Consider the following 26830-nt stretch of genomic DNA (forward strand, 5'->3'; position numbering starts at 1 on the left):
ACTAAGTGGAAGTGTTAATTACATAGGTTTATTTTAAAGCATGATGAACAGGTTAATTTCAATAGTTTGCTTTGGTAGATGCTATTGGGATTTTACGACCATATACAAGTTATTTGCTTGAGTGTGGGCCCATAATATATGCGGATGTATGCATTATTCGGGTCCTTTCCGGCTATCTGACATGTTACGGGGCGGCGACCTCGCAGGTTCTCGCTATTTATGAAAATTTTCAGGATTTTGCCTTTTCCGTTCTTCTTCTTGCTAAGTATCTGTCTTTGCAGGGTATAACCCGCCACAAGAAAGGAAGTGTTAAAGCCTGGTAGTTGTCATTTTACCCGGCATGGTTTCCTTACCCTGTGTTTCGCCTGGAGTTCTTCATGGAGGTCAATAAAAAACGCCTTTCAGAGATTTTTGGTGTCAGCATCCGCACGATCCAGAACTGGCAGGATCAGGGAATGCCAGTTGCGCGCGGTGGTGGAAAAGGTAATGAAGTGCTTTATGACTCTGCCACCGTAATCGAATGGTATTCCGCCCGTGACGCAGCGATAGAAAACGAAAAGCTGCGAAAAGAGGTTGAACAGCTGAGAGTTGATTCAGAATCAGACCTTGTGCCTGGCACGATTGATTATGAGCGCCATAGGCTTACCCGAGCCCAGGCTGATGCTCAGGAACTAAAAAATGCTAAAGAGTCCGCTGAGGTGGTGGAGACCGCATTCTGCACGTTCGTCCTGTCGCGGATAGCCGGAGAAATTGCCAGTATCCTTGATGGAATACCTCTGTCGGTTCAGCGGCGCTTTCCGGAACTGGAAAATCGACATATTGATTTCCTCAAGAAGGACATCATAAAAGCCATGAACAAAGCAGCTGCGCTGGATGAAATGATACCGGGGTTGCTGAGTGAATATATCGAACAGTCAGGTTAAGGGGCTACAGCACTCCGCGCGCTCGGGGCTCCGTTCGTTGTACCGGCCAGAACCGCAAACGGCGGTTGAGTGGGCAGACGAAAATTATTACCTTCCAAAAGAGTCTGCTTATCAGGAAGGGCGCTGGGAAACGCTGCCGTTTCAGCGTGCGATAATGAATGCGATGGGTAATGACTATATCCGCGAGGTCAATGTCGTTAAGTCTGCCCGAGTAGGCTATTCAAAAATGCTGCTCGGCGTGTATGCGTATTTCATCCAGCATAAACAGCGTAACTCGCTTATCTGGTTACCTACCGACGGTGATGCAGAAAACTTCATGAAATCCCATGTCGAACCGACAATCCGGGACATCCCCTCACTGCTGGCGCTGGCGCCCTGGTACGGTAAAAAGCACCGGGACAACACGTTGAGTATGAAACGTTTCTCGAATGGGCGAGGTTTCTGGTGCCTCGGTGGTAAAGCTGCAAAAAACTACCGTGAAAAATCTGTTGATGTGGCGGGTTATGACGAGCTGGCGGCATTTGACGATGATATCGAGAAAGAGGGCTCTCCAACGTTCCTGGGGGATAAACGTATTGAAGGGTCGGTCTGGCCTAAATCGATACGAGGATCCACACCCAAAATTAAAGGGACATGCCAGATTGAACGTGCCGCCAAGGAGTCTGAGCATTTCTTGCGCTTCTATGTTCCCTGCCCACATTGTGGGGAGGAGCAGTTCCTTAAATTCGGCGATAAAGAGACGCCATTCGGGTTCAAATGGACGCCGGGCGATCCTGCCAGCGTTATATATCTGTGTGAACACAATGCCTGCGTAATTAAACAGCAGGAGCTCGATTTTTCGCAGGCGCGGTACATCTGTGATGAAACCGGGATCTGGACGCGCGACGGACTTTGCTGGTTTTCATCATCGGGTGCCGAAATTGATCCGCCTGACAGCGTAACCTTTCACATCTGGACGGCCTATAGCCCCTTCACAACCTGGGTGCAAATCGTCAAGGACTGGATCAAGACCAAAGGGGACACGGGTAAGCGTAAGACGTTCGTCAACACAACGCTTGGTGAAACGTGGGAGCCTAAAATTGGTGAGCGTCCTGATGCTGAGGTGATGGCCGAACGTATTGAGCACTTCGGTGCCAGGGTGCCGGAGCGCGTGGCCTATCTTACTGCCGGTATTGACTCCCAGCTTGACCGTTACGAAATGCGTGTCTGGGGCTGGGGGCCTGGTGAGGAAAGCTGGCTTATCGACAAAATTATCATTATGGGGCGCCATGATGATGAATCCACGCTTCTGAGGTTGGATGAGGCGATCAACAAAACCTATCCGAGGCCTAACGGCGTTGAGATGCTTATTTCCCGCATCTGCTGGGATATCGGCGGCATAGACCCAACGATTGTTTATAACCGCTCGAAAAAGCATGGTCTGTTTCGTGTCATCCCCGTTAAAGGCGCATCTGTCTACGGCAAGCCCGTGGCGAATATGCCTCGTAAGCGTAACAAGAACGGCGTTTATCTTACTGAGGTAGGAACAGACACCGCGAAAGAGCAGATTTATAACCGTTTCACGTTGGTGGCAGAAGGCGACGAACCGCTGGCGGGAGCGGTTCACTTCCCTAATAACCCTGAAATATATGATTTAGCTGAGGCTCAGCAGCTTACGGCTGAAGAGCAGGTTGAGAAGTGGGTAGACGGGAAGAAAAAAATCGTCTGGGACAGTAAAAAACGACGAAATGAGGCGCTTGACTGTTTTGTCTATGCACTTGCAGCTCTGCGGATAAGTATCTCCCGCTGGCAGCTGGATCTGGATTCTCTTCTGGCCAGCTTACGGGAAGAAGACACTGGCCGTAAAAATAATAAATCTCTGGCGGATTATGCCAGGGCATTAGCGGGAGATGAATAATGGCAACACAGGCTGAACTGGATGCCGCGCGCGCAGCGTTACATGATCTGATGATGGGAAAACGGGTTGCGACGGTACAGAAAGACGGTCGAAGGGTGGAATTTACGGCGACGTCAGTCAGCGATCTGAAAAAGTACATCGCCGATCTAGAGTCACAGGTCGGTACCACTTCACGACGCCGCGGGCCGGCAAGGTTCTACGCATGAAAATTCCTTCTTTAATTGGCCCCGACGGGAAAACCTCCCTGAGGGAATATGCGGGCTATCACGCCGGTGGCGGCGGATTCGGTGGGCAGCTAAATGCCTGGAATCCCCAGAGTGAAAGTGCCGACGCCGCACTTCTGCCGAACTTCGCCCGGGGGAATGCCCGTGCTGATGATCTGGTCCGTAACAATGGTTATGCGGCAAATGCCGTTCAGCTTCACCAGGATCACATCGTCGGGTCTTTCTTCAGACTGAGTTACTGCCCGAGCTGGCGTTATCTCGGCATTAAAGAAGAGGAAAGCCGAGCATTTGCCAGGGAGGTGGAGGCCGCCTGGTATGAATATGCGGAGGATGACTTTTGCGGAATTGATGCCGAGCGCAAGCGTACCTTTACGATGATGATCCGTGAAGGCGTTGCGACGCACGCATTTAACGGTGAACTGTGCGTCCAGCCCACCTGGGACAGTGATTCATCCCGACTTTTTCGCACGCAATTTAAAATGGTTAGTCCAAAACGCGTGAGTAATCCCGGTAATACAAGTGACACGCGTAACTGTCGCGCGGGTGTCAAAATCAGTGATAGCGGCGCAGCGCTGGGGTACTACGTCAGTGAAGACAGCTATCCTGGCTGGATGTCGCAAAAATGGACCTATATACCACGGGAACTGCCGGGCGGAAGGCCATCATTCATCCATATTTTTGAACCGCTTGAGGATGGACAGACCCGCGGCGCAAACGTGTTTTACAGCGTGATGGAGCAGATGAAAATGCTCGACACACTGCAAAATACTCAGCTCCAGAGCGCAATTGTAAAAGCTATGTATGCGGCGACAATCGAGAGCGAACTTGATACCGATACGGCGATGGACTTTATCCTCGGCGCGGATAGTAAGCAGCAAAATAAGCTGACGGGCTGGCTTGGCGAAATGGCAGCATACTACGCTGCAGCGCCGGTTCGCCTCGGTGGCGCGAAAGTGCCTCATCTTATGCCTGGCGATTCCCTGAACCTTCAGTCAGCACAGGATACCGATAACGGTTATTCCACCTTTGAACAATCACTCCTGCGCTATATTTCTGCCGGTCTTGGTGTTTCGTATGAGCAGCTTTCCCGTAACTACTCTCAGATGAGCTATTCGACGGCGCGCGCCAGCGCCAATGAATCCTGGGCGTTCTTTATGGGGCGTCGCAAGTTTGTCGCGGCCCGGCAAGCCTGCCAGATGTTCGTCTGCTGGCTCGAAGAGGCGATTGCGCGCCGGGTTGTCACGCTCCCGTCCAAAGCCAGGTTTAGCTTCCAGGAGGCGAGAACTGCCTGGGGTAACGCCAACTGGATTGGCTCGGGGCGCATGGCTATTGATGGGCTGAAGGAGGTGCAGGAGGCCGTGATGCTGATTGAGGCTGGTCTCAGCACATATGAGAAGGAGTGTGCCAAACGCGGAGATGACTATCAGGAAATATTTTCTCAGCAGGTACGTGAAACTATGGAGCGCCGGAGCGCGGGACTTAAACCTCCGGCATGGGCGGCAGCTGCATTTGAATCTGGGCTGAAAAAATCAAACGAGGAGGTAAAAGATGACGCCAGAGCTGCGTAATCTCCCGCATATTGCCAGCATGGCCTTCAATGAGCCGCTGATGCTTGAACCCGCCTACGCGCGGGTTTTCTTTTGCGCGCTGGCAGGCCAGCTGGGTATCAGCCGACTGACTGATTCCGCTTCTGGCGTCTCGCTCGGCGCTGAACAAATTGCAGAGCCGCTGGCGCTGTTTGGCGATGACGAGGAGATGGGGCCCCGGCCAGCGCGGAGCTATCAGGTAACAAACGGGATCGCGGTGCTGCCCGTTTCCGGGACGCTGGTCAGCAAAACCCGGTCACTTCAGCCTTATTCCGGTATGACGGGCTATAACGGGGTCATTGCCCGACTGCAGCAGGCAATGAGCGATCCAGGCGTAGACGGTATTCTGCTGGATATGGACACGCCGGGCGGGATGGTGTCCGGGGCTTTCGACTGTGCCGACATTATTGCCCGGATGCGGGATATCAAGCCCGTTTGGGCGCTGGCAAATGATATGAACTGCAGCGCAGGGCAGCTAATTGCCAGTTCTGCATCGCGACGGCTTGTCACGCAAACGGCCAGAACCGGCTCCATCGGCGTCATGATGGCGCACAGTAATTATGGCGCTGCGCTGAAAACTAACGGCGTTGAGGTCACGCTGATTTACAGCGGCGATCATAAAGTCGACGGCAACCCCTACGAAAAACTACCAAAGGACGTTCGCGCTGATTTTCAGACGCGCATCGATGCCACTCGTCAGATGTTTGCCGAAAAGGTTTCCGCTTATACCGGAATGTCAGTGCAGGCCGTACTGGACACCGAAGCGGCCGTCTTCTCCGGCCAGGAGTCCGTGGATAACGGTCTGGCGGATGAACTTGTTAACAATACCGACGCGCTCAGCGTGATGCGTGAAGCACTCGACAGACGCAAAAAAACAACCACTGGAGGAACTATGCCATCACCTTCTGCATCTGCAGCGACCAATCAGCCAGCTGACCAGGCAGCAACACAGACGACTGCACCGGCTGAGCAGGTCACCACCGTTGACACAACAACTGCTGCCTTAACGGCCCCGGCAGACCTCAGCGCTCAGGTATCGGCAGCCGTAGCCGCCGAGAATGGTCGCATCATGGGTATTCTGAACTGCGAAGAGGCAAAAGGTCGTGAATCACAGGCCCGTGTCCTGGCCGAAACGCCGGGCATGACGGTCGAGAGTGCACAGCGCATTCTGGCCGCGGCGCCGCAAAGCGCCCAGGCGCGTACCGATACGGCGCTGGATCGCCTGATGGAAACCGCACCAGGCGCTCTTTCAGCAGGGAATGCCTCTGCTGAAGCCGGCGACGATTTGTTAAACACCCCCGTTTAAGAGGCTAACATGGCAATCACAGAAGTATTTACTCATCACCAGCCGCTCGGTAACAGCGATCCGGCACACACCGCGTATGCACCGGGCGAACTGACAGCATCCACCCCGGCAATGACCCCGCTCATGCTCGATGCTACGTCCGGCAAGCTAACCGTTTGGGACGGCGAGCATGCAGGTGCAGCTACCGGCATTCTGGCGGTTACCGCTGACCAGAGCAGTGCTGAACTGGCATTCTATAAATCCGGTTCTTTCCGCATCGAAGATGTGCTCTGGCCATCTGCCGTTACCGACGAAAATATCAAGCGTAACGCGTTCGCAGGTACTGCGATCAGCATCGTTTAATCACCCTCAACTTTCATAAAAGCCGCTTATGCGGCTTTTTTTACGGGAAAAATCTATGTCAGTTTACACAACAGCCCAGCTTCTGGCGGTCAATGAGAAGAAATTCAAGTTCGATCCGCTCTTCCTGCGTATCTTCTTTCGCGAAACTTATCCCTTCAGTACAGAAAAAGTCTACCTGTCGCAAATTCCGGGCATGGTCAATATGGCGCTGTACGTATCGCCGATTGTCTCCGGGAAAGTGATTCGTTCCCGTGGTGGCAGCACGTCGGAATTTACGCCGGGGTATGTGAAGCCAAAACACGAAGTGAATCCGCTGATGACCCTCCGCCGCCTGCCTGATGAAGATCCACAGAATCTGGCCGACCCTGCCTATCGCCGCCGACGCATCATTCTTCAGAACATGAAAGATGAAGAGCTTGCAATTGCGCAGGTAGAAGAAAAGCAGGCCGTTGCTGCAGTCCTCAGTGGTAAATACACCATGACCGGGGAAGCGTTTGAGCCGGTTGAAGTTGATATGGGACGCAGTGCCGGTAACAACATCACCCAGGCGGGTGCAGCAGCCTGGTCTTCTCGCGACAAAAAAACGTACGACCCGACCGATGATATTGAAGCGTACGCGCTTAACGCCAGTGGTGTGGTCAACATTATCGTCTTCGATCCAAAGGGCTGGGCGCTGTTCCGCTCCTTTGACGCGGTGAAGGAAAAGCTGGATACGCGTCGCGGCTCGAGCTCTGAGCTGGAAACCGCCGTGAAAGACCTGGGAATGGCCGTCTCTTATAAGGGGATGTATGGCGACGTGGCCATCGTTGTGTACTCCGGTCAGTACATCGAGGATGACGTCAAAAAGAACTACCTGCCGGATCTGACAATGGTGCTGGGAAATACCCAGGCGCGCGGTCTGCGTACCTATGGCTGCATTCTGGATGCAGATGCACAGCGTGAAGGCATTAATGCTTCAACGCGCTATCCGAAAAACTGGGTGCAAACGGGCGACCCGGCTCGCGAGTTCACCATGATTCAGTCAGCTCCGCTGATGCTGCTGCCAGATCCGGACGCGTTCGTTTCAGTCAAGCTGGCATAACTTTCCCCAGTGGCCCTGTTGGGCCACATTTCTGGAGTATTTCCCATGACAGAAAAAGAAACCCTTATCGCCCGACTGAAAGAGCTGGGCGTAAAGCTTGATCGTGAGGTCAACGTCACAGGCACCATCCAGGAGCTTACGTTACGTATTACTGAGCTCGAAGAGGAACTCGACGAAGACGGAGAAGAGGGCGCTGAGGTGTCCGTTGCCAGCACTACTGCTGGCAGCACCTCGGGCCAGCCCGGCCCAGAGAACACCTCTGGCTCTATTACCGAGAATCCTGCGTCAAATGAACCCGGCGAGCTGGTGGCGGTTGAGACGCTGGTGACCTTGCACATTGTTGCACTTCACGCCACACGCAACGAGTCCCTCTCAATTGTTGAGCCTGGTGTCGTTATTCGCGTGACCGACGCGGAGGCTACCGAACTGGTTTCTCAGGGGCTGGCCCGGGAAGTCTGACAGGGGGCCTAATGGCTGATTTCGATAATCTTTTTGATGAAGCGATGGCGCGCGCGGATACCACTATACGTGGAGTGATGGGCGCAGAGGCAAGGATAACCTCTGGATCTTTATCCGGCGTCACGCTCCGCGGGGTCTTTGACGATCCAGAGAACATCGGTTTCGCAGAAGCGGGGATCAGAATTGACGGAACCAAGCCGACGTTTTTTGTGAACTCATCGGATGTAAGCGGGCTGGAACGTCTGGACACGCTGAAGGTAAACGGGCGTGAATTTTGGGTTGATCGCGTGGGCCCGGATGATTGCGGTTCCTGCCATGTATGGCTGGGTAGTGGATCACCTCCCGGCGGATCGCGGCGTCGTTAAGGAGCATTCATGTCGATAAAAGGTCTTGAGCAGGCGATTGCTAACCTGGATAGCCTGGACAGAAATATGGTTCCCAATGCCAGCGCATGGGCTGTGAACCGGGTTGCTGCTAATGGCGTCTCGGTTGCCGTCCGAAGGGTGGCGAAAGAAACGGTAGCCGGTGATAACCGCGTTTCGGGGATACCTGTAAAGCTGGTCAGACAAAGGGTGAGAATCAACAAAGCCTCGGCTTCCGGGCACTCAGCGGCCCGAATTAAGGTTAACCGGGGCAACCTTCCCGCCATCAAACTCGGTGCCGCGCAGGTCAGGGCGACGAACAGAAAAGGCCCGCTGGTTCGAAAAAGTAGCGTGCTGAGAATTGGCCGTTATGTTTTTCGCGACGCCTTTATCCAGCGCCTGGCGAACGGCCGCTGGCACGTCATGAAGCGCATTGCAGGAAAAAGTCGTTATCCCATCGACGTGGTCAAAATCCCATTGTCCGCGCCCCTCACTACTGCTTTCGAAGCAGAGAAGAAACGCATGCTTGAAGAGGAAATGCCAAAACAACTTGGCTATGCCCTCAGGCAACAACTGAGGTTGCATCTGACACGATGAAACACACTCTCATTCGCCAGAAAATTATTGATGTGCTTGAAGAGGCCATCGGGATCGACGTCATGTTTTTTGACGGGCGCCCGGCTGTCATTGAGGAGGAGGATTTTCCTGCCGTCGCGGTCTATCTGACCGATGCGGAGTATACCGGCGAAGAACTTGATGCCGATATGTGGGCGGCAACGCTACATATCGAGGTCTTCCTGTCCTCGCAGGTACCAGATTCCGAACTGGATGAATGGATGGAAAGCCATATCTATCCGGCCCTCGCTGATGTTCCCGGCCTCGATTCACTGTTAACGCTCATGGTTCCACAAGGCTTCGATTACCAGCGCGATGATGCGATGGGGCTGTGGACCTCCGCCGATATGAAATATTCAATCACTTACGAAATGTGAGGAAAACATGCCAACACCAAATCCACTTGCTCCTGTAAAAGGCGCCGGTACGACGCTCTGGCTTTACACCGGAACGGGCAACGCTTTCGCTAACCCACTCTCTGATATCGACTGGAATCGCCTGGCGAAAATCAAAGAGCTGACGCCGGGCGAAATGACCGCCGAATCGTATGACGACACTTACCTCGACGACGAGGATGCCGACTGGAACGCGACGGCCCAGGGTGCAAAATCTGCTGGCGATACCTCGTTCACCCTCGCCTGGAAGCCGGGCGAAGAAGGGCAAAAAGACCTGGTCGCATGGTTTATTGATGGCTCAGTACGCTATTACAAAATCAAATACCCGAACGGTACCGTCGACGTTTTCCGCGGCTGGTGCAGCAGCCTGGGTAAAGCCATTCCGGCAAAAGAGGTCATTACCCGTACAGCGAAAATCACCAATACCGGCAAGCCGGAACTGGCAGAAGAAAGCGGTACCCCGAATATCCCCGTGACCGGCGTTACTCTCGATAAAGCCACGGCAAGCGTGGCCGTCGGCGCAACCACAACGCTCAATGTGACGGTTAACCCTGCCAGCGCCTCAGATACCTCGTTCCGCGTGGCAACCTCAGACGGGGCAAAAGCAACGGTCACCGTTAGCGGCAACGCGATCACCGTCACCGGCGTGGCGGCAGGCACCGCTGACGTTATTGTTATGACCAGCGACGGTAATTTCGTTGCGGTCTGCAAAGTCACCGTAACTGCAGCGTAAGGAAGGACGCATGTTTCTGAAAAAAGAGAAGTTCACCTGGCAAAAAGAATCACTGACCATCTTCGAGCTGTCGGCGCTGCAGCGTATTGAGTACATCACGTTTATGGCCGCAGAGGAAAAGGCCGTCAGCGCTGACAGCGACGGCATCAGCGATCAGGAAATGACGGCCAGGCTGATTGGCTCAAATATTCGCTGCGGTGCGCGTCTGATTGCGATGTCTTTGTGGCATAACGATCCGGCTGGTACGGATGTGGAGACGCTTTATCAGCAGGTGCTTAGCGGCTGGCCGCCGGAGGCGATCGGTAAAGCAGAAATGGAAATAAAGCTGCTCTCCGGCATGCTCGTTCCGGTTGAGGATGACAACGCTGCCGATCCGGATGCCTCAGCGGAGGCCGAAAGCGCAGAACCCGTTACGGCGGAAAAGCCCTTGCCAGCGAGCTGAAGTTTGTCCTGAATCTGGCGCGCGAGTTCGGGCGACCCGACTGGCGCGCCATGCTGGCTGGAATGACTTCCAGTGAGCTGGGCGACTGGCACCAGTTCTACCGGGAGCATTATTTTCAGGACGCGCAGCTCGATGCGCATTTCTCAGAGCTGCTTTATTCCATCTCCACTCTTTTCTTCCGCGACCCGGAACTTACCCCCGCACATTTCAGCCTGCTTTCTCCTTCGGATGTCGTCATCAGCGATGACGAGCCGGATGATGACACGCTGATGACCGCCGCTGAGGGGATCACAGGAGGTATCCGATATGGCCCAGCAGATTAGCGATCTGGTTATTAAGCTGGATGTTGACCGCGCAACCTTCAGCGAGCAGGTCGCCCGAATCAAAGGGCAACTGACAGGAATGGCGGATGAGTCTGATAAAGTTCAGGCGCGAATGCAGCGTGCTGCGGACCGTCAGAGCGCTGCACTAAAGAGTGTGGGCGACGCTGGCGCGGCGGCCGCCGCAGACATGAAAGCCCGTCAGTCAGCCGCAACCGAAGGGCTGACAAAAGACTGGCAGAACGTTTCCAGGTCCGTTGATGAAACTCATCGCCGCGTGACCGAACTTAACCAACGCATGCGTGAGAATGACGGGCAGGCTGCAGCGCTTGCCCGCCGACAGGATGAACTGGCGGCATCATTTTTCCGCCAGATTGACGGCGTTCGCCAGCTCAATGGTGAAACACAGTCGCTTGCGAACGTGCAGGCGCGCTTTCGCGCAGCCAGGGCACAGGGCAACATAACCCAGCAGGATTATCTCGCCCTTATTTCCCGCACCACGGCCCGGCAAAAAGAACTGCAGATCGTGGAGGAAAAATCGGCCGCCGCACGCACGCGATTCCTCAGCCAGCTGAAGCAACAGGTTGCAGAGCAAAAGCTCTCCGGTACCGAGCTGCTGCGCATGAAGGCGGCGCAGGTCGGTGCCAGCGATGCGGCTGAGGTCTATATCCGCAAGCTTGAAGCTGCCAAAGTGGCCACGCACGGTCTGGGGCTGCAAAGTGCTGCAGCCCGGCAGGAGCTGGGGGTACTTATCGGCGAGGTCATGCGCGGTAACTTCGGTGCGCTGCGCGGCTCCGGGATCACGCTGGCGAACCGGGCAGGATGGATAGACCAGCTGCTGTCGCTGCGCGGCCTGGGGATCGCCGGCTTGGTTGGTGGGATTGCCGCGGCGGTATTCGGGCTGGGTAAGGCCTGGTATGACGGCAGCAAAGAGTCTGAGGAATTTAACAGGCAGCTGATCCTGACCGGGAACTACGCGGGGAAAACGTCAGGGCAGCTTCAGGCGCTGGCGCGCTCGCTGGCCGGTAATGGCATCACGCAGCATGCCGCTGCAGGCGTGCTGGCGCAGGTCGTTGGAAGCGGCGCGTTCAGCGGGAATGACGTCAGCATGGTCAGCAATGTTGCCGCCAGGCTGCAGCAGGCTACCGGGCAGGCCGTTGACGAAACCATAAATCAGTTTAAACGCCTGAAGGATGATCCGGTTAACGCGGTCGCTACGCTCAACGATTCCCTTCACTTTCTGACGGCCACCCAGTATGAACAGATAGCTTCTGCTCAGGCGCTGGGGGATTCGCAGAAAGCTGCCGAGCTGGCCATGCGGGCATATTCCGACGCGGTCATTCAGCGCGCCGGGGCGGTCGAGGATAATCTTGGCTCCCTCGAAAAAGCCTGGAACTGGGTGAAGAATGCCGCCTCCGGCGCATGGGATGCGATGCTTGGCATAGGGCGTAATCCTGACTCCGCGATGAAGCGCCAGGACTCTTTTGCTGAATGGCAGGCAGCAGAGAAAGAGTACCGCGCGCTGTCCAGCAATCTTAAAGTCGACCCGGATTATGCCGGTAACAACGTTCTGCAGAAAGCGGATGCGGAAAGGCTGAGAAACGCGCGCCAGCAGGTGGAGCTGAAAAAGCAGGCTTACGATCTTGCCGATCAGCAATATGCCCAGGAAGGGCTGGCAGCCGCGCGGGAAAAAATGCGGACGGACCAGCAGGCTCAGGCAATCCGCAACCAGCAGCAGTTTAACCAGCTGGTGGAGTCCGGCGCGACGGCGGCAGAAAAGAGGGCTTCAGCAGAGAAAAAGCTCAGTCAGCTTATTGAGAAAAACCGCCAGGATGCGAAAGACGGTGTCGCCACGCTGTGGACTGAAAAGGACATTGCCGCTGCCCGTGCCGGGATTGAAAAGCAGTGGAAGGATCCAAAAACGCCGAAAGGCAAAAGCTACTCAACGCCCGCCGGGGATAAAGCCGAGGAAAAGGCGCAGGCCGAACTTCTCACCCTTCAGGCCCAGCTTAAAACGCTTGAGCAGCATACCAGCGTGAACGACGTCATAAGCAAACAGCGTCAGGACCTCTGGCAAACTGAAAATCAGTTCACCGTTCTGCAGGAGGCTGCTGGTCGTCGTCAGCTTACGGCGCAGGAAAAATCCCTGCTGGCGCACAAGGAAGAAACGCTCGAGTACAAGCGGCAGCTGGCCGATCTGGGCGATAAGGTTGCCAGCCAGCAAAAGCTCAACCAGCTGGCCGATCAGGCCGTGAAGTTTGAGCAGCAGCAAAAAGCCGCCAGGGCGGGCCTGCAGGCTCAGTCTGAGGGGGTATCCACCCGGGAAGCCGGGCGACAAACTACGCTGCAGCGTCTCAGCGAAAGCTATTCGTACAACCCTCAGGCGCAGCAAAAGGTTCTCGAAGAGCAAAGGGCGACGTTCGAGGCTGAAGATGCCCTGCGCGCAAACTGGCTGGCCGGTGCGAAACAGGGCTGGGCCGAATATCAGGATTCAGCGACAAACGTTTTCAGCTCTGTTCAGCAGATTTCGCAGGCTACGTTCAGCGGGCTGGCGGGTCAGCTTACCAGCCTGACGACAACCGGGAAGGCGAGCTTCAGGGACTTCACCAGCTCGATCCTTAAAATGATTGTCTCCGTTATCAACCAGCTGCTGGTGGCCTACACCATCCAGAGCGCAATGGGCTGGGTGAGTGGCGGTACCAATACAGCATCTGCAGGTCAGTCATTTTCTGTACCGTCTTTCCGCCCTACGGGCTTTGACGCAGGCGGCTTTACCGGGCACGGCGGCAAGTACGAGCCAGCCGGTATCGTTCACCGCGGGGAGTTCGTCTTCACCAAAGAGTCAACCAGCCGCATCGGCGTGGCCAATCTTTATCGGCTGATGCGCGGGTATGCCTCCGGTGGTCTGGTCGGCGGGGGGAGCGCAGCAGCTTCTGGTATCGGTGGGATTAACGTTTACGCACCCGTTTCAGTGACTACAGCGCAGTCTAACGATACGAAGCAGCCACAGAGTGGCGATGGTGCACTTGCTCAGGCTTATCAGAAAGTTGTTGATCGTTCGGTCCGCGAAGGTATCGCGCGCGAAACAAGGCCTGGGGGAATCATCTGGAATGCCACTAAACAGAGGTAAATGATGGCCATAGAGCATTTTGCATGGAAGATTCAGGCAGCAAGCCAGCCCACTCTGAGCAGCAAAGATACAGTCAGAACGGCGCAGTTCGGTGATGGGTACAAGCAGGTAAGTGGTTCTGGCCTGAACGATGAGGTTCTAAATTATGCCTTTTCTTTTACCGGCGATCCGGTAATAGCCAGAGAGATTCATTCATTTCTGCGGAGGCATAAAACCAAGTCTTTCACATTCACTCCACCTGGTGGTGATTTAGCCCTCTGGCGTGTTGAGGCTGACAGCCTTCAGCGAGTCACCCTGAATAAAAAAGTGGAAACCGTAACAGCAACGTTTGAACAGGCATTTGCACCATGAGCCTTCATGCTGATTATCAAAAACTCGAGCCGGGGAATTCTGTCCGGCTTTTTACTGTGGATTGCACCGACTTCGGTATGCCAGATGTGCTTTGCTTCCATGCGTATAATATCGCGCATACACCAGAGGAGATTGATGCTGCTGGTGGGGATGAAAGCAAATTGCCTGCGAAATCCATATGGTGGCAGGGGCAGGAATATAAAGCGTGGCCTTGTCATATTGAGGGAATTGAGGCCTCCACCAATGGGAGCAGCGCACAGCCTAAGTTATCGGTTGCTAACCTCGACAGCTCTGTCACTGCGCTTTGTCTTGCCTATGATGATCTGCTGCAGGCGAAGGTCACGATCCATGATACGTTGGCGAACTACCTTGATTCCAGAAATTTTCCAGGCGGGAACGCCACGGCAGACCCTACGCAGGAAAAGGTGAAGGTATTTTACATCGATGCCAAAAGCGCAGAGACAAACGAGTCTGTGGAGTTCACACTTTCCAGTCCGATGGACCTGCAGGGATTGATGATTCCGACGCGCCAGCTGCATTCGCTCTGTACCTGGTGCATCCGGAACAAGTATCGCACCGGCGACGGCTGCGACTATGCCGGTACCCGCTATTTCGATAAAAACAACAACCCAGTAAGCGATCCGTCGCTAGATGAATGCCCCGGCACGCTTACGGCCTGTAAGCTCCGGCATGGAGACGGCAACGAACTGCCGTTCGGTGGGTTCCCTGGCACGTCTTTGATCAGGAGCTGATATGCGTAAGAAAACCATCGATGCGATTATGGCTCATGCTGCAGCAGAGTATCCTCGCGAGTGTTGCGGCGTGGTGGCGCAGAAAAGCCGCGTTGAACGTTATTTTCCGTGCTGTAATCTTGCAGTGGCGCCAGAGGACAATTTTGTTCTTTGTCCGGAAGATTACGCAGCAGCTGAAGACTGGGGAACTGTGATCGCCATCGCTCACAGTCATCCTGATGCCACGACGCAACCAAGCGAACTGGATAAAGCGCAATGCGATGCAACGCTTTTACCCTGGCACATCGTGAGCTGGCCGGAGGGGGATTTACGTACCATCCAGCCGCGCGGAGAACTGCCGCTGCTGGAGCGTCCGTTTGTGCTTGGTCACTTTGACTGCTGGGGTCTGGTCATGAGCTATTTTCGCCAGAACCACGGTATCGAGCTCCATGATTACCGCGTCGATTATCCCTGGTGGGAAAACAGCTACCCGGACAACTTCTATCAGGATTGCTGGTACGAGTGCGGTTTCAGAGAGCTCGACGGACCGCCGAGGCCAGGCGATATGGTGATCATGCAGGTCCAAGCCGATAAATGGAATCACGCGGGGATCCTGCTTGAAGGCAATATGCTACTGCATCATCTGTACGGGCATCTTAGCCAGCGCGTACCATATGGTGGTTACTGGCAGGAACGGACGATGAAGATTTTACGTTACAAATCTCTGTGTTAACCTTTTGCAAAACCAAAGGGGTTAGGGATATGAAAAAAACATTATTGGCATTTTCATTGTTAATTATGGCTGGTTGTTCGACAGAGCCAGTTCTCCCGCAGTATGCAAAAGAAGTATCAGCACCAAAAGAATTTCAACAGAAAACAAACACAACTGCCGTGACTATCATTCGCGATAAAGGTTTCGTTGCTGGTGGGTGCGCTATTACAACCTATATCAATGGTAAGTATCTGGCTGAACTTGATACTGGTGAAAAAGTCACTGCTTTCTTAAACCCTGGCGATGTATTGGTCGGAGCAGGGTTTGCTGGGAAAGGCCTATGTAATGGCGCACCTAAAAAAGAACGGGAGTTTTCAATAAAAGAAAATGCTCCACGAGCTTTAAGGATATTTATCGACCAAAGTGGGAATGTGGACATACTCCCGATGTCGATAAACTAGATTCTATTTTTAATACTAAAAGGCCACCTTCGGGTGGTTTTTTTTACCGGGGTGATTCATGGCAGATGTAATGACACGCATTGAACTTGGCGGCGTTCTAGGAAAGACTTTTGGTAAAACACATTATCGCTCGTTAAGCACAACCCAAGAAGCCTGCAAAGCCTTATCTGCTACGATTAATGGTTTCGAAAAATTCATGAATACGAGTAAGCAAAGAGGACTTTCTTATGCGGTTTTTCGTGGGAAGAAAAATATAGGCATTGATGAATTAGGTTTTCCTGTTAAGGGTGAGGTTATAAGAATAGTACCAGTGCCGATTGGAAGTAAAAAAGCAGGTGTATTACAAACTATTTTAGGTGCGGTGTTAGTAGCAGTAGGGGTGGTATTGAATTTCACACCATTTGCAGGAGCATCACCATTTTTCTATCAAGCTGGTGGCGCTTTGATCCTTGGTGGTGTTGTGCAAATGCTTTCACCTCAACCAACCGGATTAGCCAGCAAACAAAGCGCAGATAACCGCGCCTCATACGCATTCGGCGGAGCCACAAACACCGCTGCGCAGGGCTATCCGGTACCGCTTCTTTATGGTCGCCGACGCATAGGCGGCGCGATTATTTCAGCCGGGATTTACGTTGAGGATCAACAATGAAGAAATATTTAAGACTGACCATTTCAGGCCTGCATCATATTGTTGATGAAGGAATCCTAATCGGCGGAAATGCAACAGTAATAGTAACCCGTGGCGGAGAGTTTATTTGCCGCGAGAAATTTTCTGGCAAAGTTTCTGATAAATATTCAAAGCTATATGAAGTTGAAGATACCGGTATTCCAGTATCAGTAACGTCTTCCAGTGATTGTCAGTTTTTCAAAGCAGAAGCTGATTTTGTAAACCCATTTAGCGAAAAAATATCTAATTAATTCTCTCTTGCAATAAGCCACCTCAGGGTGGCTTTTTTATGGGCGCAATATGGCTACATCTACTCCGATTAGAGGCCGCAAGGGCGGCAGCTCAAGTTCCCGTACCCCTACCGAACAGCCTGATGACCTGCAATCTGTAGCGAAGGCAAAAATCCTCGTTGCGCTTGGTGAAGGGGAGTTTGCAGGGCAGCTAACCGGCAAAGATATCTACCTGGACGGAACAGCCCTGGAGAACGCTGACGGCTCCCAAAACTTCAGCGGCGTAACGTGGGAGTTTCGCGCAGGAACGCAGGCGCAAAAATATATTCAGGGTATTCCCGGTACCGAAAACGAAATCAGCGTAGGAACTGAGGTATCAAGCGCTACAGCCTGGACGCGCACGTTTACCAATACGCAGCTTTCAGCAGTTCGCCTGCGTCTGAAATGGCCCTCGCTTTTCAAACAGGAGGACGACGGCGATCTGGTGGGTTACTCGGTCAATTATGCGATTGACCTGCAGACTGACGGGGGGGCATGGCAGACAATACTCAATACCAGCGTGACCGGAAAAACGACATCTGGTTATGAGCGCAGCCACCGTATCGATTTACCGCAGGCTGGCAGCACCTGGACAATCCGTCTGCGTAAGATTACCTCTGACGCCAACAGCGCGAAGATCGGCGACACGATGACGCTGCAGAGCTTCACTGAGGTGATTGACGCCAAGTTACGCTATCCCAACACAGCGCTACTCTACATCGAATTCGATTCCAGCCAGTTTAACGGCTCTATCCCGCAGATCTCCTGCGAGCCTCGCGGGCGTGTTATTCGTGTGCCAGATAACTATGACCCTGAAACACGAACGTACAGCGGTACATGGACCGGTGCGTTTAAGTGGGCATGGACGGATAATCCGGCGTGGATATTTTACGATCTGGTTGTTTCTGACCGGTTCGGCCTCGGCCACCGTTTGACTGCTGCGAATATCGATAAATGGACGCTGTATCAGGTTGCCCAGTATTGCGATCAGATGGTACCAGACGGCAAGGGGGGCAACGGTACCGAACCACGTTATACCTGTAACGTGTACATCCAGGACCGGAACGACGCCTACACAGTCCTGCGTGATTTTGCTGCTATCTTCCGTGGTATGACCTACTGGGGCGGTGATCAGATTGTTGCCCTGGCTGACATGCCGCGCGATGTTGATTACAGCTACACGCGCGCTAACGTTGTTGGCGGTCGCTTCACCTATTCGAGCAGCACCACGAAAAGCCGCTACACCACAGCGCTGGTATCATGGTCTGATCCCGGTAATGCTTACGCCGACGCGATGGAGCCGGTATTTGAGCAGGCGCTGGTGGCGCGGTACGGTTTCAATCAGCTGGAAATGACAGCCATCGGCTGTACCAGGCAGTCTGAAGCAAACCGAAAAGGCCGCTGGGGCATCCTCACCAACAACAAGGATCGCGTTGTTTCGTTTGATGTCGGGCTCGACGGAAACATTCCGCAGCCGGGGTACATCATCGCCGTGGCAGACGAGCTACTATCCGGAAAGGTGATGGGCGGCCGCATCAGCGCCGTCAACGGTCGCGTTATTAAACTTGACCGCGTGGCAGATGCGGCAGCTGGTGATCGCCTTATTCTCAACCTACCTTCCGGAGCATCACAGAGCAGGACCATTCAGGCCGTGAACGGTGAATCAGTCACAGTCACCACGGCATACAGTGAGACGCCGCAGGCCGAAGCTGTTTGGGTGGTTGAATCTGACGAGCTTTACGCGCAGCAGTATCGTGTTGTCAGCGTTTCTGATAACGATGATGGCACTTTCTCGATTACCGCCGCATGGCACGATCCGGATAAATATGACCGTATTGATACCGGAGCCATCATCGACCAGCGGCCGGTGAGCGTGGTCCCGCCGGGTAACCAGTCGCCGCCTGCGAACATCGTGATCAGCTCGTTTTCTGTGGTTCAGCAGAATATCAGCGTCGAGACCATGCGCGTGAGCTGGGACCAGGCACAAAATGCTATTGCCTATGAGGGACAGTGGCGCCGCAACGACGGAAACTGGGTGAACATGCCTCGCAGCTCCACCACGTCATTTGACGTCCCTGGGATTTATGCCGGGCGCTACCTGGTGCGCGTGCGCGCAATTAATGCCGCTGAAATTTCTTCCGGGTGGGGATATTCAGAAGAGAAGACACTGACCGGCAAAGTAGGTAATCCGCCTAAGCCAGTAGGATTCACAGCCACGGGCATTAACTGGGGGATTCGTCTTAACTGGGGGTTCCCGGCAAACACCGGCGATACGCTAAAAACGGAAATTCAGTACACTGCCAACAGTGACTTTTCGGATCCAATATTACTCTCAGACGTGCCTTATCCATCTGCGGAATACACCCAGCTCGGCCTTAAAGCAGGGCAGGAATTCTGGTACCGCGCGCAGCTGGTCGACAGAACAGGTAACGAATCTGGGTATACCGACTGGGTAAGGGGGATGTCTAACGATAACGCCGATGATTATCTTGGAGATATCGCAGACGATTTCCTAACCTCTGCCGACGGGGAACGCCTCACCGGTGACATCGATACCAACATTGAGGGAATTCTACAGAACGCCCTGGCGAACCACGGAACTGTTGAGCACCAGTGGGCACAATACGGAGAAGTGCGTGCCGATATTCTGGTGGTTAAAACGACGATTGCTGAAGTTGATAATGCAATGGCCGAACTTTCGACGCAGGTGCAGGCGCAGATTGAGGATGTTACCGCTTCCCTGGAAGACAAGCTTACAGCTGTCGTAGATGCCTCCGGTGCTTCGGCAATCTACACCCTCAAAACGGGCGTGAGAATAAACGGGGTGATGTACAACGCCGGGATGTCTATTGCAGTGCTTGCAGAGGCAGGGAAGCCGGTAGTCACGCGGGTTGGTTTCAACGCTAACCAGTTCGTGCTGATGAGCGGCAGTGGTGATACCCAGTATTCGCCGTTCGCGGTGGTAAACGGTCAGGTGTTTATCAGCTCAGCGTTTATTCAGGATGGCACGATCACCAATGCCAAAATCGGCAATTTCATCCAGTCAAATAATTATGTTGCAGGGTCGCAGGGATGGCGAATTGATAAAAACGGGACGTTCGAAATTAACGGCGTAGCTGGAGGGGGAAGAATGCTGATAACCAGCACTCTTATTCAGATTTACGACAGCAACAACGTGCTGCGCGTCAGAATGGGGTTATGGTAATGCCGCAAGGTTTACAATGCTGGGATAGTGCAGGGCGTATTGCTGTAGATCTAACTGATTATGCAATCAGATATATAGGGAGCACATCTGTAACGTTTGCTGCTGGAGAAACGGTAAAAGACGTTTATTTTTCGGGTGTAACTCAGGATGGCTCATTTATAACGATTGTAACGTCGGGGGTAACTGCGAATGAATATTACTGCCGCGCTTTTAATGGCGGCTTTACTGCATTCTATTTACCGATCACTGGTAGCCCTGCATTCACTTTCACAGTCGAGGTTTATAACTTTCAATGAGCGGATTCGAAGTTTATAACAGTGCCGGGAAGTTGCTCGTTGACTCACAAAACAGGTCCACCCTTTTTTATGATCAGCGCTCGCTGGGCGCTGTTACGGATAAAGGGTTTTACCGCGTGGATAGCCCGTTCGGTGACGGAAGTACACTGGGTTTCACCCAGCAACAGTTCTGGAATGACGGAACATTGCGATGGCTTAAACTTGATGTGAATAAGTATGGTTTGCCTGGAGCTGAGCTTCTTGAAGATAATGCTGGCAGCATGATCCGAACGACGAGAAACATCGGAATGCAGAGCGGTTACCTGGATGTTTTCGATAGTGCCGGAAACCTTATCTGGAGCGCAGCTTCAGCATCGAAAATGCCCCGGGTAGTTGGCTTCTTTGATGTCCCTGCGAACTATGACCTTCAGAACAATACCTTTGTGTTAAACCTCAGCTTTACACCGTGGATTCTGGTAAATAATTGCCCCGGAAACCTCAGTGATGATGGAGGGGTAACTGGTTACTCAGGTATTGCTCTGAAATGGACTGGCTCGCAATTGCAGGGCCGATACATCTCAAAAAATCAGCGCAACTGGAGCCAGACACTTCAGGGGCGTGGGTTACGAATCCCCATCGCTCAGTTTGTCGGTATTTGACGCAGGTGGAACGCGGGGGTAATGCGTGGCGATCATGTTTTGCTTAACTCCCTTTACTGGCTCGAACCGGTACACGACATCAAAATTATCTGCTTTCTTATAGCAAATGTTACTCAGTCGCTTATTAACATGGCGGCTAAAAATACCATTGCTGCTATCAGAAATAACGTTAATTTTCCTTTTTACACAGTCGATGTTGACGTGAATATCACCACCAAGTGACAAGCGCGCAGCATCTACTGGGTAATCCATTTTGAAATTATATTCTCTTTCATGACCAGAGCAGCCAAACATAAAAAATGTAATGGCTGTGAGTAAAAGACGAGTTTTCATGTAATTCCCTTTTGTTGTTATGGGTGAATTTTAATCTAATGATGTGTTTTTTCTCAAACACAAAAGGGTTTTTATCCTCAAAAATTTGACCTCGCTCCGGCGGGGTTTTTTATTACCCGAAAGGAGCGCATATGTCTACAGGAACTATCACCCTGACAAACGGGTCCGCTATTGTTGGCGGTACCGGAACCTCATTCGCAACCGAACTCGCAGCAGGTGACTTTATTGTCTCCACTGTGGGTGGCGTTGATTATACGCTGCCCGTTAAATCGGTTGAGAGTAATGCGCAACTTACGCTGGTCAGCAACTTTACCGGGCCTACTCAGGCCGGCGCGGCCTGGTCAGCTGTTCCCCGCGTTGCGCTGAACATGGTAACTGCTGCGCTGGTGGCACAAAGTGCAGAAGCGCTGCGTGGACTGAATTACGACAAACAGAACTGGCAAAGTATTTTTTCTGGAAACGGCAATGTAACAGTAACTTTGCCGGATGGGACGAAATGGACGGGACCAGCATGGAATAGCATTATCACTACTCTCTCAGGCAAGGCGGCAAAAGGTGCAAACGATGACATTACCTCGCTAAGCGGACTCACTACAGCGCTGTCTCTGGAGCAGGGTGGTACTGGTTCGACAACCGAAACTGGCGCTCGCAAAAACCTCGGTCTGGGAACTTCTGCAACGAAAAACACAGGAAAAACGAGCAATGATGTCATGCAGCCCGGCATGTTTGGTCTTGGGTTAGCTAATGGTGCAATTACAACGAACTCGACTAATTTCAGTTCTCTGGTCAACGACAACTTTACAACGCAGGGAACGGGATTGTGTGCATTCAGAAATGATGCTCAAGTTACGAGCGGTGATACGCCTTTTTATCAGTATTCCCCATCGTTGTTTTTCAGGACCAGAGATACATTTGCTGTGCTCAACTTCCATTTTAATGGTGGCCCGATAAGAGTTTTTGCAGGTGGAATCAGCGAGACGAACTTAATTACATCGACAAATGGCAGAACATTGTGGGACACAAAAAATACTGCTGTAGACAGTAATGGCTTTATAAAGCAGGCATCCCCGGTCGTCAAAATCTTCACTGATGGTAAGTATGAAACTAACGACGAATCAGAAGGCGTCACGGTCACTCGTCTGGATGTCGGGCAATATCTTATTGAAGGCTGTAAAGCACTCAATTCAGACGCTGCATGGGGAGGTATCGACGGAGGGTTTGAGATTCCCACAGACAGGAATAAGCAACCGCTTATATGGCTGGACTACGAGGTTAACGCAGACGGCTCTGTGCTGGTAAAAACCTATCACCGCGAACATCCTTCTGCGCCAGCATTTGCCAGGAATGAGCGTGATGGATTGGCAGATGGCGAGCCGGTTGACATCCCGGCTGACCAGTTCGTCAGCGTTCGTGTAGAAATGCCAGCTGACAGCATCTGGAATCAGAAACAAACGGAAGAGGCTTTAAAGCATGAACAGGGCTCGTAAAAAACCGCTGCCCATCGTGTGCAAGAATGGGCGGCGGCTTAAATCTGCTCATAAAGAGCCACTGGCATAAAATTTACAAAATTCATAATTCGAATCGGCATAGAAACTTAGAAACGAAACGGCGAAGCTTTAAACAGTTACGGTTGAGCCCGTATCTTGCGGACACTTACAAATAAAACTACTGTATATAAAAACAGTATTTGAGGTGTGTGCAATGGAATTCATCAGGCCAACAGAACTGCGAGAAATTATCGCTCTTCCGCTTTTCAGTGACTTAGTACAGTGTGGTTTCCCAAGCCCAGCGGCTGATTACGTTGAACAGCGCATTGATCTCAATGAGTTACTTGTCGCTCACCCGAGTTCGACATATTTCGTCAAAGCCGCGGGTGATTCTATGATCGAAGCCGGTATCAGTGACGGTGATCTGCTGGTGGTTGACAGCTCGCGAACAGCTGAGCATGGAGATATCGTGATCGCTGCGGTGGAAGGGGAGTTCACTGTTAAACGCCTGCAGCTGCGCCCGACCGTGCAACTCAATCCTATGAACAGCGCCTACAGTCCGATCGTTGTTGGCAGTGAAGACACACTGGACGTTTTCGGCGTTGTTACTTTCATCGTCAAATCGGCGAGCTGAATATGTTTGCGCTCTGTGATGTGAATTCGTTCTACGCATCATGCGAGACTGTATTCAGGCCGGACCTGAGAGGGCGGCCGGTTGTCGTTCTCTCAAATAACGATGGCTGCGTGATCGCGCGCAGCGCAGAGGCAAAAGCCGCAGGGATAGCAATGGGCGAGCCTTTCTTCAAGCAAAAGGAACTTTTCCGGCGAGCTGGCGTTGTGTGCTTCAGCAGCAATTACGAGCTTTACGCTGATATGTCGAACCGGGTAATGACGACGCTGGAAGAAATGAGCCCCCGCGTCGAAATTTACAGTATCGATGAAGCTTTTTGTGACCTGACGGGCGTTAGGAGCTGCCGGGATTTGACTGACTTTGGCAAAGAGATCCGCGCTACCGTTCTGAAGCGTACGCACCTCACCGTTGGCGTTGGCATTGCTCAGACAAAAACTCTCGCTAAACTCGCCAACCACGCCGCAAAGAAATGGCAGCGGCAGACGGGCGGGGTAGTTGACCTGTCAAATGTCGATCGGCAGCGTCGGCTGTTGGCGATCGTGCCTGTAGAGGATGTTTGGGGCGTTGGTCGCAGAATCAGTAAAAAACTTAATGCCATGGGCATCAAAACAGCTCTGGACCTCTCTGAGCAGAGTACGTGGATTATTCGAAAGCACTTCAATGTCGTCCTGGAGCGAACGGTTCGGGAGCTGCGCGGCGAACCATGTCTTGATCTGGAGGAGTTTGCGCCGGCAAAGCAGGAAATCGTCTGCAGTCGGTCATTTGGCGAACGCGTCACCGAGTACGAACAGATGCGCCAGGCTATCTGCAGTTATGCAGCGCGTGGCGCCGAAAAGCTTCGCGGCGAGCACCAGTATTGCCGCTTTATTTCTGCATTCGTGAAAACCTCTCCCTTTGCACTTAACGAGCCATACTACGGTAACAGTGCATCAATTAAGCTTCTTACCCCCACTCAGGATTCCCGCGACATCATCAACGCCGCGGTAAAGTGCCTGGAAAAAATCTGGAAGGATGGCCACCGCTATCAAAAAGCTGGAATCATACTGGGAGATTTTTTCAGCCGGGGCGTTGCCCAGCTGAACCTTTTCGATGAGCACGCGCCGCGCGCTGGAAGCGATAAGTTGATGGAGGTGCTCGATCACTTGAACGCGAAAGACGGGAAAGGAACACTCTTCTTTGCCGGGCAGGGCATTCAACAGCAGTGGCAGATGAAGCGAGAAATGCTTTCACCACGATACACCACTCGGTTTTCGGATCTGCTTGTGGTCAGGTAATGGGCTCGATTAACTCTGGCCCTTGATTTTTTACATTCCCCACGGCGCGCGTAACGGCGTGCCATATAAACTTGTCTGCCGGCACGTAACCGTCAGCTGCTATCTCTTCAGCTTCCTTCCCGCCTACGTCCTGGCGCATCCACTCCCTTGCCGCTTCTGGCGACAAAACAAGTGGCCTACGGTCGTGAATATCTACCAGACCTTTATCCGCTGCCGATGTCACAATGAGAAAACCTTCCGCCTCATCGCCGCGCTCAAATGGTGTGCTGCCGATCGCCGCCATGAATATTGGCTGGCCGTCGGCCCGATGAATGAAGTAGGGCTGTTTCTTATCACCTTCCTTCTTCCACTCGAACCATCCATCAGCAAAGCAGATTGCCCGGCCATGTTGCCAGAGAGGCTTGAACATCCTGCTGGTGGCCGCCGTCTCGACGCGCGCGTTTATCAATGGTGCTTTATCCCACCATCCGGGTGCGTAAGTCCACAGGACCGGATCAAGATGCAGTTGCTCGTCGCGTTCGCTCAGCAGCAAAACCTTAGTGCCGGGCGCGACGTTGTACCGGCCAATCGGCTCTGGGTCATATACGATATCGCGATCGCCTTCGTCGGCGAGATAAGCCAGATACTCTTCACGGGTTTGTGCTTGAGAAAATCTTCCACACATAGAAACCTCCTGCGGCGAAGTCTAAGTATAATGGCTAGCCAGCTGCGTGATTTACTGATGACAAATATTTTGCCCATCGTTCGTGGGTTTGATTTAACGAATAACCGCTACCAATGACAGAAAGACAAGCATCTGTATAATCATTGAAACGAACCGGAGGGAGGCCATATGAGTACAAATCTGCTTCAGCTGTGTTATGAAGGTGAATCAGGCGAAAGTTACATTAGAAGTTTTAGTGAGAAAGGGCATTTGTATATTTCGTTTACTGATGTATTGAAGACTCTTTCCATTGAAAACAGAAAGATGGATGGGAAAACGCCGCAGAGTCTTTTGCCGGTGATGAAGGCTGTTAGCAAAACGCTGGATTCAGATGAAATCAAAAACATCGATTTAATTGAAGATGATCAACCGAAATCAGAAGCATTTCTGACAGAGCCAGGCCTTTACCGTGTCTTAGCTCAAGATACGTCAGCTGCAGGGAAAAAGTTCCAGCGTTGGCTTTTTCATAAAGTTCTTCCTTCGATTCGTGAACACGGTGTATACCCGCCACCTGTCACCAATGGAAAGTCTGATATCAGGGAATATGCCGAAAAACTTCAGCAAGCTGTCAACCTTTGGGTTATGGAAATCGCGAAACGTGAGGAACTCGAAGGTAGGGTTAATGATGTCGAATTAAAAGTTAACGCATTAGAAAATCTTCGTGATATATCAGGTTTCAGCAGCATCCCTAAAAGACTTTTGGAACTCGGGCTTGAAGGTTTGTCTGTACAGGAATTATGGGGTTGGTGTGAAAAACTTCGTAGTGAAAGGGATGCAGAACGGATCAAATGTCCTTCAGGTATCCACATCAACACAATGTACCCTCTGGCGTTAATTGATGAAGCAATTGTTATTTATCAACAGATTTTAGAAGACAGAACGCGGCACTGAGCACATAACTTTTGAGTTACACGTGTTCTGTTATGGCAAAATACAGAACACGTGAACTAAAAAGTTAATCACTAGTTAACCACATATCTGATTCTTCGAACATTTCCTCAAGCATACGGTTCAGTTTTTCGCGATCGCTCTTACTGGCATCGCTATTCAGCCCGTTCGCTTGCATCGGCTTAACCTTCACATCAGCATCAGGAAAGATCCTGTGCACTCGCTTTGTCAGTTCAGACAGAATTATTTCTTTGGCACCAGGCAAACCTGCAACATTTCTCTTGTCGTAAACTAATTCGACAAACATACCGATCCCCTCTCCAATTTTACTGTTTTTATATACAGTATTTTTGCTGTAAACCTATCCCG

Annotated in this window: 31 protein-coding genes; 28 read left to right on the forward strand and 3 right to left on the reverse strand. The window is 52.4% G+C overall.

Annotation, left to right across the window (positions count from 1 at the left end; genetic code table 11):
• The first annotated feature begins 377 nt into the window (after positions 1 to 377).
• From OGY07_RS03905 to OGY07_RS04020, 24 genes are read left to right on the forward strand one after another with little or no spacing between them, the layout of a single operon-like run.
• On the forward strand, positions 378 to 923 hold the full coding sequence (locus tag OGY07_RS03905) for a terminase small subunit (RefSeq protein WP_286598790.1): 546 nt from the start codon (positions 378 to 380) through the stop codon (positions 921 to 923).
• Positions 898 to 2820, forward strand: a complete 1923-nt coding sequence (locus OGY07_RS03910; protein ID WP_048029714.1) for a phage terminase large subunit family protein — start codon at positions 898 to 900, stop codon at positions 2818 to 2820. The genes OGY07_RS03905 and OGY07_RS03910 overlap by 26 nt, the downstream gene beginning before the upstream one ends.
• The gene (locus tag OGY07_RS03915; protein ID WP_023292738.1) at positions 2820 to 3026 is read left to right on the forward strand and encodes a phage head-tail joining protein; all 207 of its coding nucleotides are present in this window, start codon (positions 2820 to 2822) and stop codon (positions 3024 to 3026) included. Before OGY07_RS03910 ends, OGY07_RS03915 begins: the two co-directional genes overlap by 1 nt.
• Positions 3023 to 4612 carry a phage portal protein gene (locus OGY07_RS03920; RefSeq protein ID WP_286598793.1) on the forward strand — a complete coding sequence of 530 codons (1590 nt, stop codon included), beginning with the start codon at positions 3023 to 3025 and terminating at the stop codon, positions 4610 to 4612. The genes OGY07_RS03915 and OGY07_RS03920 overlap by 4 nt, the downstream gene beginning before the upstream one ends.
• A complete protein-coding gene (locus OGY07_RS03925; RefSeq protein ID WP_286598795.1) occupies positions 4593 to 5936 on the forward strand; it encodes a S49 family peptidase in 1344 nt (447 codons plus the stop codon). The genes OGY07_RS03920 and OGY07_RS03925 overlap by 20 nt, the downstream gene beginning before the upstream one ends.
• A 9-nt stretch (positions 5937 to 5945) precedes the next feature.
• The gene (locus OGY07_RS03930; protein ID WP_023292735.1) at positions 5946 to 6278 is read left to right on the forward strand and encodes a head decoration protein; all 333 of its coding nucleotides are present in this window, start codon (positions 5946 to 5948) and stop codon (positions 6276 to 6278) included.
• Positions 6279 to 6333: 55 nt separating this feature from the next.
• The gene (locus OGY07_RS03935) at positions 6334 to 7359 is read left to right on the forward strand and encodes a major capsid protein (protein ID WP_023292734.1); all 1026 of its coding nucleotides are present in this window, start codon (positions 6334 to 6336) and stop codon (positions 7357 to 7359) included.
• Between the two features lie 45 nt (positions 7360 to 7404).
• Positions 7405 to 7818 (forward strand): DNA-packaging protein FI, encoded by a 414-nt coding sequence (gene gpFI, locus OGY07_RS03940; protein WP_286598798.1) that lies wholly within the window; start codon positions 7405 to 7407, stop codon positions 7816 to 7818.
• A gap of 11 nt (positions 7819 to 7829) precedes the next feature.
• Positions 7830 to 8183 carry a head-tail joining protein gene (locus tag OGY07_RS03945; protein ID WP_048029717.1) on the forward strand — a complete coding sequence of 118 codons (354 nt, stop codon included), beginning with the start codon at positions 7830 to 7832 and terminating at the stop codon, positions 8181 to 8183.
• A 9-nt stretch (positions 8184 to 8192) separates the two neighbouring features.
• Complete coding sequence (locus OGY07_RS03950; protein ID WP_023292731.1) at positions 8193 to 8777, forward strand: phage tail protein; 585 nt, start codon at positions 8193 to 8195, stop codon at positions 8775 to 8777.
• The gene (locus OGY07_RS03955) at positions 8774 to 9172 is read left to right on the forward strand and encodes a phage minor tail U family protein (RefSeq protein ID WP_000683284.1); all 399 of its coding nucleotides are present in this window, start codon (positions 8774 to 8776) and stop codon (positions 9170 to 9172) included. The genes OGY07_RS03950 and OGY07_RS03955 overlap by 4 nt, the downstream gene beginning before the upstream one ends.
• Before the next feature lie 7 nt (positions 9173 to 9179).
• Positions 9180 to 9923 carry a phage tail protein gene (locus OGY07_RS03960; RefSeq protein WP_001704116.1) on the forward strand — a complete coding sequence of 248 codons (744 nt, stop codon included), beginning with the start codon at positions 9180 to 9182 and terminating at the stop codon, positions 9921 to 9923.
• Between the two features lie 10 nt (positions 9924 to 9933).
• A complete protein-coding gene (gpG, locus tag OGY07_RS03965; protein ID WP_286598801.1) occupies positions 9934 to 10365 on the forward strand; it encodes a phage tail assembly chaperone G in 432 nt (143 codons plus the stop codon).
• Between the two features lie 50 nt (positions 10366 to 10415).
• Positions 10416 to 10688: a phage tail assembly protein T gene (locus OGY07_RS03970; RefSeq protein ID WP_023292728.1), complete on the forward strand. Its 273-nt coding sequence runs from the start codon at positions 10416 to 10418 to the stop codon at positions 10686 to 10688.
• Entirely contained in the window at positions 10672 to 13815 is a 3144-nt protein-coding gene (locus tag OGY07_RS03975) for a phage tail tape measure protein (protein WP_286598802.1), read from the forward strand. Before OGY07_RS03970 ends, OGY07_RS03975 begins: the two co-directional genes overlap by 17 nt.
• A 3-nt stretch (positions 13816 to 13818) precedes the next feature.
• Positions 13819 to 14166: a phage tail protein gene (locus OGY07_RS03980; protein ID WP_023343873.1), complete on the forward strand. Its 348-nt coding sequence runs from the start codon at positions 13819 to 13821 to the stop codon at positions 14164 to 14166.
• Positions 14163 to 14918 (forward strand): phage minor tail protein L, encoded by a 756-nt coding sequence (locus OGY07_RS03985; RefSeq protein WP_286598803.1) that lies wholly within the window; start codon positions 14163 to 14165, stop codon positions 14916 to 14918. Before OGY07_RS03980 ends, OGY07_RS03985 begins: the two co-directional genes overlap by 4 nt.
• 1 nt (position 14919) lies before the next feature.
• On the forward strand, positions 14920 to 15630 hold the full coding sequence (locus tag OGY07_RS03990) for a C40 family peptidase (RefSeq protein WP_286598806.1): 711 nt from the start codon (positions 14920 to 14922) through the stop codon (positions 15628 to 15630).
• Positions 15631 to 15659: 29 nt separating this feature from the next.
• Complete coding sequence (locus tag OGY07_RS03995) at positions 15660 to 16070, forward strand: hypothetical protein (protein ID WP_200882527.1); 411 nt, start codon at positions 15660 to 15662, stop codon at positions 16068 to 16070.
• A 58-nt stretch (positions 16071 to 16128) separates the two neighbouring features.
• The gene (locus OGY07_RS04000; protein WP_286598810.1) at positions 16129 to 16719 is read left to right on the forward strand and encodes a tail assembly protein; all 591 of its coding nucleotides are present in this window, start codon (positions 16129 to 16131) and stop codon (positions 16717 to 16719) included.
• Positions 16716 to 16988, forward strand: a complete 273-nt coding sequence (locus OGY07_RS04005) for a hypothetical protein (RefSeq protein ID WP_286598812.1) — start codon at positions 16716 to 16718, stop codon at positions 16986 to 16988. Before OGY07_RS04000 ends, OGY07_RS04005 begins: the two co-directional genes overlap by 4 nt.
• Before the next feature lie 49 nt (positions 16989 to 17037).
• Positions 17038 to 20211 carry a TipJ family phage tail tip protein gene (locus tag OGY07_RS04010; RefSeq protein WP_286598817.1) on the forward strand — a complete coding sequence of 1058 codons (3174 nt, stop codon included), beginning with the start codon at positions 17038 to 17040 and terminating at the stop codon, positions 20209 to 20211.
• Complete coding sequence (locus OGY07_RS04015) at positions 20205 to 20507, forward strand: hypothetical protein (protein WP_237770469.1); 303 nt, start codon at positions 20205 to 20207, stop codon at positions 20505 to 20507. The genes OGY07_RS04010 and OGY07_RS04015 overlap by 7 nt, the downstream gene beginning before the upstream one ends.
• Positions 20504 to 21145 carry a DUF8377 family phage-derived protein gene (locus OGY07_RS04020; RefSeq protein WP_165556927.1) on the forward strand — a complete coding sequence of 214 codons (642 nt, stop codon included), beginning with the start codon at positions 20504 to 20506 and terminating at the stop codon, positions 21143 to 21145. The genes OGY07_RS04015 and OGY07_RS04020 overlap by 4 nt, the downstream gene beginning before the upstream one ends.
• Here the strand turns inward: OGY07_RS04020 and OGY07_RS04025 are convergent.
• Positions 21110 to 21478: a hypothetical protein gene (locus tag OGY07_RS04025; RefSeq protein WP_286598823.1), complete on the reverse strand. Its 369-nt coding sequence runs from the start codon at positions 21476 to 21478 to the stop codon at positions 21110 to 21112. The genes OGY07_RS04020 and OGY07_RS04025 overlap by 36 nt on opposite strands.
• Before the next feature lie 131 nt (positions 21479 to 21609).
• Between OGY07_RS04025 and OGY07_RS04030 the strand changes: the two genes are divergently transcribed.
• The 3 genes from OGY07_RS04030 (at position 21610) to OGY07_RS04040 (ending at position 24870) form a co-directional block, all read left to right on the forward strand.
• Positions 21610 to 22965 carry a phage tail fiber protein gene (locus OGY07_RS04030; RefSeq protein ID WP_286598825.1) on the forward strand — a complete coding sequence of 452 codons (1356 nt, stop codon included), beginning with the start codon at positions 21610 to 21612 and terminating at the stop codon, positions 22963 to 22965.
• A gap of 214 nt (positions 22966 to 23179) precedes the next feature.
• Positions 23180 to 23599 (forward strand): translesion error-prone DNA polymerase V autoproteolytic subunit, encoded by a 420-nt coding sequence (locus OGY07_RS04035; RefSeq protein WP_020884462.1) that lies wholly within the window; start codon positions 23180 to 23182, stop codon positions 23597 to 23599.
• A 2-nt stretch (positions 23600 to 23601) separates the two neighbouring features.
• A complete protein-coding gene (locus OGY07_RS04040; protein ID WP_286598827.1) occupies positions 23602 to 24870 on the forward strand; it encodes a Y-family DNA polymerase in 1269 nt (422 codons plus the stop codon).
• Here OGY07_RS04040 and OGY07_RS04045 read toward each other — a convergent pair.
• A complete protein-coding gene (locus tag OGY07_RS04045; RefSeq protein ID WP_286598828.1) occupies positions 24863 to 25534 on the reverse strand; it encodes an SOS response-associated peptidase in 672 nt (223 codons plus the stop codon). The genes OGY07_RS04040 and OGY07_RS04045 overlap by 8 nt on opposite strands.
• Before the next feature lie 168 nt (positions 25535 to 25702).
• On the opposite strand from OGY07_RS04045, the gene OGY07_RS04050 reads away from it, so the two are divergent.
• Positions 25703 to 26464 (forward strand): BRO-N domain-containing protein, encoded by a 762-nt coding sequence (locus tag OGY07_RS04050; protein ID WP_248250357.1) that lies wholly within the window; start codon positions 25703 to 25705, stop codon positions 26462 to 26464.
• 64 nt (positions 26465 to 26528) lie between these two features.
• On the opposite strand, the gene OGY07_RS04055 is transcribed toward OGY07_RS04050, so the two are convergent.
• Positions 26529 to 26768: a DinI family protein gene (locus tag OGY07_RS04055; protein ID WP_046886250.1), complete on the reverse strand. Its 240-nt coding sequence runs from the start codon at positions 26766 to 26768 to the stop codon at positions 26529 to 26531.
• Positions 26769 to 26830 lie beyond the last annotated feature (62 nt).

The organism is Citrobacter sp. Cs237 (genome assembly GCF_030332325.1).
GTDB classification, from domain to species: Bacteria; Pseudomonadota; Gammaproteobacteria; order Enterobacterales; family Enterobacteriaceae; genus Citrobacter_A; species Citrobacter_A sedlakii.

Bases quoted from the DNA above. Each gene is read 5' to 3' on its own strand.
- OGY07_RS04045 (WP_286598828.1), bottom strand. From the start codon at position 25,534: ATGTGTGGAAGATTTTCTCAAGCACAAACCCGTGAAGAGTATCTGGCT.
- OGY07_RS03905 (WP_286598790.1), top strand. From the start codon at position 378: ATGGAGGTCAATAAAAAACGCCTTTCAGAGATTTTTGGTGTCAGCATC.
- OGY07_RS04055 (WP_046886250.1), bottom strand. From the start codon at position 26,768: ATGTTTGTCGAATTAGTTTACGACAAGAGAAATGTTGCAGGTTTGCCT.
- OGY07_RS03995 (WP_200882527.1), top strand. From the start codon at position 15,660: ATGAAAAAAACATTATTGGCATTTTCATTGTTAATTATGGCTGGTTGT.
- OGY07_RS03970 (WP_023292728.1), top strand. From the start codon at position 10,416: ATGCTGGCTGGAATGACTTCCAGTGAGCTGGGCGACTGGCACCAGTTC.
- OGY07_RS03985 (WP_286598803.1), top strand. From the start codon at position 14,163: ATGAGCCTTCATGCTGATTATCAAAAACTCGAGCCGGGGAATTCTGTC.
- OGY07_RS04010 (WP_286598817.1), top strand. From the start codon at position 17,038: ATGGCTACATCTACTCCGATTAGAGGCCGCAAGGGCGGCAGCTCAAGT.
- OGY07_RS04030 (WP_286598825.1), top strand. From the start codon at position 21,610: ATGTCTACAGGAACTATCACCCTGACAAACGGGTCCGCTATTGTTGGC.
- gpFI (WP_286598798.1), top strand. From the start codon at position 7,405: ATGACAGAAAAAGAAACCCTTATCGCCCGACTGAAAGAGCTGGGCGTA.
- OGY07_RS04020 (WP_165556927.1), top strand. From the start codon at position 20,504: ATGAGCGGATTCGAAGTTTATAACAGTGCCGGGAAGTTGCTCGTTGAC.
- OGY07_RS03945 (WP_048029717.1), top strand. From the start codon at position 7,830: ATGGCTGATTTCGATAATCTTTTTGATGAAGCGATGGCGCGCGCGGAT.
- OGY07_RS03935 (WP_023292734.1), top strand. From the start codon at position 6,334: ATGTCAGTTTACACAACAGCCCAGCTTCTGGCGGTCAATGAGAAGAAA.
- OGY07_RS03975 (WP_286598802.1), top strand. From the start codon at position 10,672: ATGGCCCAGCAGATTAGCGATCTGGTTATTAAGCTGGATGTTGACCGC.
- OGY07_RS04040 (WP_286598827.1), top strand. From the start codon at position 23,602: ATGTTTGCGCTCTGTGATGTGAATTCGTTCTACGCATCATGCGAGACT.
- OGY07_RS03925 (WP_286598795.1), top strand. From the start codon at position 4,593: ATGACGCCAGAGCTGCGTAATCTCCCGCATATTGCCAGCATGGCCTTC.
- OGY07_RS04050 (WP_248250357.1), top strand. From the start codon at position 25,703: ATGAGTACAAATCTGCTTCAGCTGTGTTATGAAGGTGAATCAGGCGAA.
- OGY07_RS03915 (WP_023292738.1), top strand. From the start codon at position 2,820: ATGGCAACACAGGCTGAACTGGATGCCGCGCGCGCAGCGTTACATGAT.
- OGY07_RS04000 (WP_286598810.1), top strand. From the start codon at position 16,129: ATGGCAGATGTAATGACACGCATTGAACTTGGCGGCGTTCTAGGAAAG.
- OGY07_RS03920 (WP_286598793.1), top strand. From the start codon at position 3,023: ATGAAAATTCCTTCTTTAATTGGCCCCGACGGGAAAACCTCCCTGAGG.
- OGY07_RS03980 (WP_023343873.1), top strand. From the start codon at position 13,819: ATGGCCATAGAGCATTTTGCATGGAAGATTCAGGCAGCAAGCCAGCCC.
- OGY07_RS03930 (WP_023292735.1), top strand. From the start codon at position 5,946: ATGGCAATCACAGAAGTATTTACTCATCACCAGCCGCTCGGTAACAGC.
- OGY07_RS04035 (WP_020884462.1), top strand. From the start codon at position 23,180: ATGGAATTCATCAGGCCAACAGAACTGCGAGAAATTATCGCTCTTCCG.
- OGY07_RS03960 (WP_001704116.1), top strand. From the start codon at position 9,180: ATGCCAACACCAAATCCACTTGCTCCTGTAAAAGGCGCCGGTACGACG.
- OGY07_RS04025 (WP_286598823.1), bottom strand. From the start codon at position 21,478: ATGAAAACTCGTCTTTTACTCACAGCCATTACATTTTTTATGTTTGGC.
- gpG (WP_286598801.1), top strand. From the start codon at position 9,934: ATGTTTCTGAAAAAAGAGAAGTTCACCTGGCAAAAAGAATCACTGACC.
- OGY07_RS03990 (WP_286598806.1), top strand. From the start codon at position 14,920: ATGCGTAAGAAAACCATCGATGCGATTATGGCTCATGCTGCAGCAGAG.
- OGY07_RS04015 (WP_237770469.1), top strand. From the start codon at position 20,205: ATGGTAATGCCGCAAGGTTTACAATGCTGGGATAGTGCAGGGCGTATT.
- OGY07_RS03950 (WP_023292731.1), top strand. From the start codon at position 8,193: ATGTCGATAAAAGGTCTTGAGCAGGCGATTGCTAACCTGGATAGCCTG.
- OGY07_RS04005 (WP_286598812.1), top strand. From the start codon at position 16,716: ATGAAGAAATATTTAAGACTGACCATTTCAGGCCTGCATCATATTGTT.
- OGY07_RS03955 (WP_000683284.1), top strand. From the start codon at position 8,774: ATGAAACACACTCTCATTCGCCAGAAAATTATTGATGTGCTTGAAGAG.